General features: G+C 43.4%; 7 protein-coding genes. 4 read left to right on the top strand and 3 right to left on the bottom strand.

Translation table 11 applies throughout. From position 1 onward, the window contains the following. Positions 1 to 420: asparagine synthase-related protein (locus AC4MRN_RS18890; RefSeq protein ID WP_491204164.1), on the top strand; the 420-nt coding region annotated here is incomplete at its 5' end. Positions 421 to 496: 76 nt separating this feature from the next. On the opposite strand, the gene AC4MRN_RS18885 is transcribed toward AC4MRN_RS18890, so the two are convergent. Continuing rightward, positions 497 to 1,390, bottom strand: coding sequence for a type 2 periplasmic-binding domain-containing protein (locus AC4MRN_RS18885; RefSeq protein WP_490403604.1), 894 nt, complete (start codon positions 1,388 to 1,390; stop codon positions 497 to 499). Positions 1,391 to 1,435: 45 nt separating this feature from the next. Further along, complete coding sequence (gene queE / locus AC4MRN_RS18880; protein WP_491056362.1) at positions 1,436 to 2,083, bottom strand: 7-carboxy-7-deazaguanine synthase QueE; 648 nt, start codon at positions 2,081 to 2,083, stop codon at positions 1,436 to 1,438. Between the two features lie 115 nt (positions 2,084 to 2,198). On the opposite strand from queE, the gene queC reads away from it, so the two are divergent. Then, positions 2,199 to 2,858: a 7-cyano-7-deazaguanine synthase QueC gene (gene queC, locus AC4MRN_RS18875; protein WP_073325085.1), complete on the top strand. Its 660-nt coding sequence runs from the start codon at positions 2,199 to 2,201 to the stop codon at positions 2,856 to 2,858. A gap of 124 nt (positions 2,859 to 2,982) precedes the next feature. Here the strand turns inward: queC and AC4MRN_RS18870 are convergent, their stop codons facing one another. Next, positions 2,983 to 3,912, bottom strand: coding sequence for a LysR family transcriptional regulator (locus AC4MRN_RS18870; RefSeq protein ID WP_370239951.1), 930 nt, complete (start codon positions 3,910 to 3,912; stop codon positions 2,983 to 2,985). Positions 3,913 to 4,115: 203 nt separating this feature from the next. Here AC4MRN_RS18870 and AC4MRN_RS18865 point away from each other — a divergent pair, with 203 nt between their 5' ends. Beyond that, entirely contained in the window at positions 4,116 to 4,643 is a 528-nt protein-coding gene (locus AC4MRN_RS18865) for a hypothetical protein (protein ID WP_491204163.1), read from the top strand. 125 nt (positions 4,644 to 4,768) lie between these two features. Then, positions 4,769 to 6,383, top strand: a 1,615-nt coding sequence (locus tag AC4MRN_RS18860; protein WP_491204162.1) for an AAA domain-containing protein, incomplete at its 3' end; no start/stop codon positions are given.

Raw genomic sequence — 6,383 nt, 5'->3', positions numbered from 1 at the left:
AACCCGAAAGACAAAATGTGTGGTAACGGCAAAATGGAAAAATACATTTTGCGTGAAGCCTTCGACAATGGTGATACCCTGCCGCCAGAAGTACTGTGGCGCCAGAAAGAACAGTTTGGTGACGGTGTGGGTTATTCATGGATTGACTCAATCAAAGATTTTGTTGAGAACGAAGTGAGCGACCAGCAACTTGCCTCTGCTGAATTCCGCTTCCCAATCAACACGCCTGACACCAAAGAAGGTTACTACTACCGCACTATCTTTGAAGGTTACTTCCCTCAGGAAACCGCTGCACGCTGTGTTCCGGGCGGTAAGTCAATTGCCTGTAGTACGGTTGAAGCCCTTGAGTGGGACGAAAGCTTTAAGAACAATGCTGACCCATCGGGTCGTTCAATGAAAGACGTTCACGGACAGTCTTAATTACGCATTGATACAGACACAAAAAAACCAGCGACTTCGCTGGTTTTTTTATGTCTGATTAACAGATATATACCGCTCAATCGTCGTTGACGTTTGGTGTATGCTTTTCCGGGTCAAACCACAAGGCTTTGTCATCGAGAGGGGTGCCCGGCGGCAACAGAGGGTTGTCGATATGAAACACTTTGCGATTGCCAATATCCACTTTTAACAACGCTTCCCGGTGGTGGCTAATAAAAATATTATCAAAAGAACCATCTTCTAACGCACGTCGCAGGCCTGTTTCAATCAGGCGTGCCATGGTCGGATTAGCGCGGTTTACGAAATAGTACATCGCCGTTGGGTAATGAATGACGAGGTCTTTCTCCAGCACGATGTCCGGGTCCAGAGACGAGTAATTGAGCTCATCGAGTACCTCACTCACTGCCCGCGGGAAAAAGTCGCCCTGGCGTAACGCTAAACGACTAAAAGCCTCCGGAAAGTCGGTTACAGTCAGTACATTAAACCCGTTAGACTGAAGAATTTTCGTATCTGGCCATTCCGCGCCCTGCAAAGGAGTCAGTTTGGTTAACGATTGAAAATCAGTCACTTTATCAAACCGGTCTTCCAGGCTTTGATTAATTAAAAACACCCGCCAACCAATCAGGCCTTTATGGATAGGAATGCGAATGGGCAATAACTCTTTCTCGCGCTGCGTGTCGGTCATCACCCACAGAATATTAATCTCGCGGTTTTCTTTTAGCTGACGAATTGATTTCCCCTGCAGCAAAATTCGCTCAGATGGCGTTAATGTATACCGCACACCGGTTTTGCTCAGTGCGAGCTTTAACAAAGTAAGGGGGTAGTCATGACGTTGATCGTTTTCGTCTATTGGCCGTGGGTAATGAATTGACCAGTTTGCTGCTAACGCACTTCCCGGTGCCATAAAAACACTCATAGCGGCAATAAACAATGTAATCGTCTTCCAGCTCATACGCTTTACTCGTTTCGACACTCTGTTTGTCAGCGTAACAAACATTCAGGCAATTCCCACATATTTATGTGTTTGCAGCGATAAGCGCCAGTTACGGTCAATACAGGTTTTTATTGCCAGCTCTGTTGCCCTGGCCTGCTGACTGATGGGTTGTAAGCACACCACTTTATCTGTCAGGTCAATACCAGCTAGCAGCTCGTCCAGTTCGTCGACATGTTTTTGCATCGCAATCGGGTGCTTTATTTCATTGGCACGTTGCAGTGCACTGGTGAGTACATCATAACCGCCTTTCATATTTACCTTAGGTGATACTGTGACCCAGGTCTGTTGAGCGCATTTCACTTCAAATGTACCACTGGTCTCAATTTGCGATGTAAAGCCGCGTTCATGCAACAGCTCGGTTAATCCTGTGAGGTCGTACATACAGGGTTCACCACCGGTTATGACAACATGTTTGGCGTTATAACCTTGTTGCTCAAACAGCGCCAGCAAACCCAAATCAGAAATACCAAAGAAGCGTTCAGACTCTTCACTTTTATTAATAACAGCATCAACGCTGTCGATCAGGTTTTCATCGAGCGTCCAGGTGTGCTTGGTATCACACCAGGGGCACCCTACCGGACAACCTTGTAATCGCACAAAAATAGCAGGCACGCCGGTGTAGACACCTTCGCCCTGAATAGTTTCGAACATTTCGTTAATGTTGAGTACCTGATCTGTCAAATCTGTAATCCTGTCGTCTTGATAGTTGGGATTTTAGCAGGGATAGCTTAAAATTCCGTTATGTTTTCTATAATTATACTCCGTTATGTCTGAAAAAGTGATTGTGATCTACTCCGGGGGCATGGACAGCTACACCGTGCTGAACAAAGCCATTGAAGATGGAAAGACTCCCTATGCCCTGTCTTTTGACTATGGCCAGCGCCACAAGAAAGAACTGGATTATGCTGCCAACGTCTGCAAAGAGCTGGGCATCTCCCACAAAATCGTGGACATCTCCGCAATTAACAGTTTGGTTGGTGGCTCAGCACTGACCGACGATATTGAGGTGCCTGAAGGCCATTACGAAGAGCCAAGTATGAAGCAAACTGTGGTACCAAACCGCAATATGATTTTGTTGTCTCTGGCTGTTGGCTATGCGGTAAGCATGGAAGCCAATAAAGTGTATTACGGTGCACACTCAGGTGATCACGCGATTTATCCGGATTGCCGCCCTGAATTCGTAGAAAAAATGAATGACGTTTGTGCCATTGCTAACTACGAAGCGATAGAAATTGTGACGCCCTATCTGAAAGTAAGTAAAACCGCTATCTTGACTGACGGTCTTCGAATGGGTCTGGACTATGGTAAAAGCTGGACGTGCTACAACGGGCGCGAACATGCCTGTGGTAAATGCGGCGCTTGTCAGGAACGTCTGGAAGCTTTTCGAGACAATAACGCCACGGATCCGCTAGAGTACGAAAGTTAATCACTACTAAACGATATTACTTTTCGTCATACACTGACGAACAAGCAATACGAGCTCTAATAAAAACAGGCCAGACATTGCTGTCTGGCCTGTTTAAAACCGGACTTTACCGATTGCTGTCTGATTACTTCTGACTCTCGGTAATAAAGTAACCCAACTCTTTAATGCAGTATCGCAATACAGGATTCAGACGGGTGTTTTTACCGTTCATGACGAACAGCTCATGACTGAAGGTAAACAAGTTACCATTAGCAATAGGCACCAACCCCAGTGCAACCCCCTGCTCTTTTGCCATGTAATCCGGCAGTAACGCAACGTATTCACCAGTCATCATTGCTGACATCGCCGCATCAAATGAATCTGAAAACGTTTGGATGGCCAAGCGACTGTCGCCGTCAATGTAGTTAGCCGATGACAAACCCGAAATCCCGATTGCCGGGTAATCTTCAATGCGAACATTGTCAGGTAATGCATCAACGTCGCGGTATTTCGCTAGCGGGTGCGAAGGCGCGCAGTAAAGGCGACCATTACATGAGGTACCTATGGTATGAAATGTGACCGATTCTGGTTTCACCATATCGTACGTAGACACTACCAGGTGGCACTCACCCGACAACGCCACGTGTTCCACTTCATTATATAGTCGGGTTTGAATATTGACGTGAATATCGTCGAATTTTTTCATGGTGCTTTTTACTGCCCGGCTTACGGCCAGATGTATAGAGAGCGGCAGACCTGCCATCAACACCAATGTAATATGACCTGAATAATCATCATGCAAAGACTTGAGGTTAAAGACAAAGTTATCAAACGCGTTGAATATGCGTTTGGTTTCCTGAAAGACTACCTCGCCTTCTTTAGTCATTTGAAAACCACCGCGACCGCGGTGACACAATACCAAATCCAGTCGTTCTTCAAGCTTTTTAATTGCCGCACTGATATTGGGGCGTTGCATACGTAACACCGGTTCAGCAGCGGTAAATCCATTACAACTTGCTACTGCATAAAACACCCGTAGCAACTTAATATCTGACTCTTGCAATCGATTTAACATGGTCGCACCGTCTTTTGTTTTAGGTATAGTTATTGATACTCAAACCATAATAGGCAGAGAAACCAACATTTACAATCACATTTTGAGCAGAATGTTTGTAAATTTTTAGATAACCCGCCCTGCTTGCAAAAAAGTCGTTACATACTGGCGCTAGCAATGGTTGCAGCAAGCGCGATAATCAGCACGCGTATGGAAGAAAATGTGTGAATACAGTCAGTATGACCAAGTTAATTCGAGTCGCACTTATTGCCTTAGTGATAACATGGCTCTGCGCTTTCGTCATGCCCGGTCATCGGCAACAGATCGTCGAAGAAGATATTCAGTTGCGCGTCAAATCCCCTTCGTTACAACAAAAGCAAGAGATCCGTAACAAGGCATTGACGGCCATAGAAAACCTGACCGCTGATACCTGTATCGAGTTTGCTGTTAAGGAAAATAAACTGTACGAGCTCGTTATCCGAAGTATCGATAACAAGGTAAGTTATGCGTATACATTGGATAGTAAAGAAGCTAAGTTTGATAAGCGAGCTATAGAGTGGTTTGCTGAGTACGGGCCAATGATTACGCAAGCCGTATTTAAAAATAACGCTCAGAACAAATTAACTCTCATTGGTTTTACGCAATTGCGAAGTACTGAAAACGTTTCATTGTTTACATTTTATACAAAAGTAAATACTTATCTGGCAAACATGATTGATTCTGTAGATATTGCGAGGACTCAGATTATATGAAATTACGAAACCTGTAAGCTACACAAACGTGTAAAGCACTTTCCAATTGACCCTCCATACAGTTTAAAGCAGACTTCCAATTAAAGTCCTCTCACTCTACATATATCGAACAGCAAGTATCAAACATGCAAATAAAAGGATTAATTAGTTATTATCGCGAATGTTTCAAGGCAGATTCCAGCGATTTTAACTTGCGCAACCTGCTCCGTCTTAACAATGAAGACTTGCTGTTTTTAAGTGGTACAGATGAAATTGCCGCAGGTACTCTACATCGATTACCAATTGACCCAGAATACGGCAAAAGCCTATTTAAACGTATCGAACTATATCAACGTGAAAGAGTGCTCTTGTATGTCTCACTTTTTGTTTCCGGAAAACTTAAAAATGATGGAGATACGACTCTACTTTTCAGTCCATTGGTGGTTAACGAAGCTAAATTGGAATTCGACGAATATGGCTATTACTTTTCTGTAGAAACAACTTCTCCATCGGTGAACGAAGACCTTTTATCCTTATTGTTACCAGAGCAAATCGACTTATTATCAATCGACAACAGCAGAATCTACGACCCAGCATTCTGGTCAGGTTTGTTAGTACACAGTCCGTATGAACTCAATTATATGGATGGCCTTAGATTTCCCTCATTAGCGTCAAAAACTGATGTAACCAATTCATTAAGACGCAAAAATCCGAGTTTAATGCCGATTTCTTGTCTCGCTTTTGTTGAGCGTTCAACCAGCAGTCGAGGTATTCTCCATGAACTATCTAAGCTGGAAAACAACGATACACTATCAGCTCCCCTCTACAGCATTTTCAACAAACAAAAAACTAAACCGGGCAACTGTGCTGTAAATCATCAACTCGTACCCGGCACTTTGAGTGCTTCACAAAAAAAAATATTAGAGATCGCGGCCAACCAAACACTGGGAGTAGTTTCTGGACCACCTGGAACAGGAAAAAGTTACACTATTGCCGCTATAGCAGCTGAGCATTTCACAAGAAAACAGTCAGTTCTGATTGTTGCGAATTCGGATACGGCGCTTGATGTCATTGCTGACAAACTCTGTAAGGATTTCGGACTCGACAATTTATATGTAAGAGTAGGCCAAAAAGAAATCCTCAAGGAATTCAAACAATACCTCGACGATTTGTTAGCTGGTTATTTCGATCACTCTGAAGCAACTCAAAAAGACTATTATAAAGAACACCTGAACAAGTTAGTAAAACAAATTGAGGCACTGGAAAATCGTCTTCTACAAACATCGAAAAAGGCATTCAGTCTTGGAAATAGAGCCCATAAAATTGAGACTGGATCTGCCAATATTTGGGATAAACTAATCCATCAAATTAGTACAAACTCAATCCAAAGAAACCGAGAATTGTGGGAGTTATCCGAACAATTCAACAATCTCATTAACGAGAAAGAAAACCATACTAAACAATATTTACGTGCTGAAAAAGCAGAGATCATTGCAGACCTTCTCAAATTAGATAGAAAGGCCATACAAACTCTGAATAAGGCCTCGAGAGCAAGAACGTCATCCAAACAGCTGGAATATTTCGAATCGGCTAATTTTAAAAGTTTATTGAAGGGATTTCCCGTCTGGATTGTTACACTGAATACGCTCCACAAAGTACTGCCGTTTAACAGTGAGATGTTTGATTTGGTCATTGTAGATGAAGCAACTCAGTGTAATATTGCTTCCGTGTTGCCAGCGCTAAATCGAGCCAAAAGAGCTT

The organism is Marisediminitalea sp. (assembly GCF_984433645.1).
Note: the sequence above shows the minus strand (reverse complement) of the source record. Positions and strands in the feature narration are given on the sequence as shown.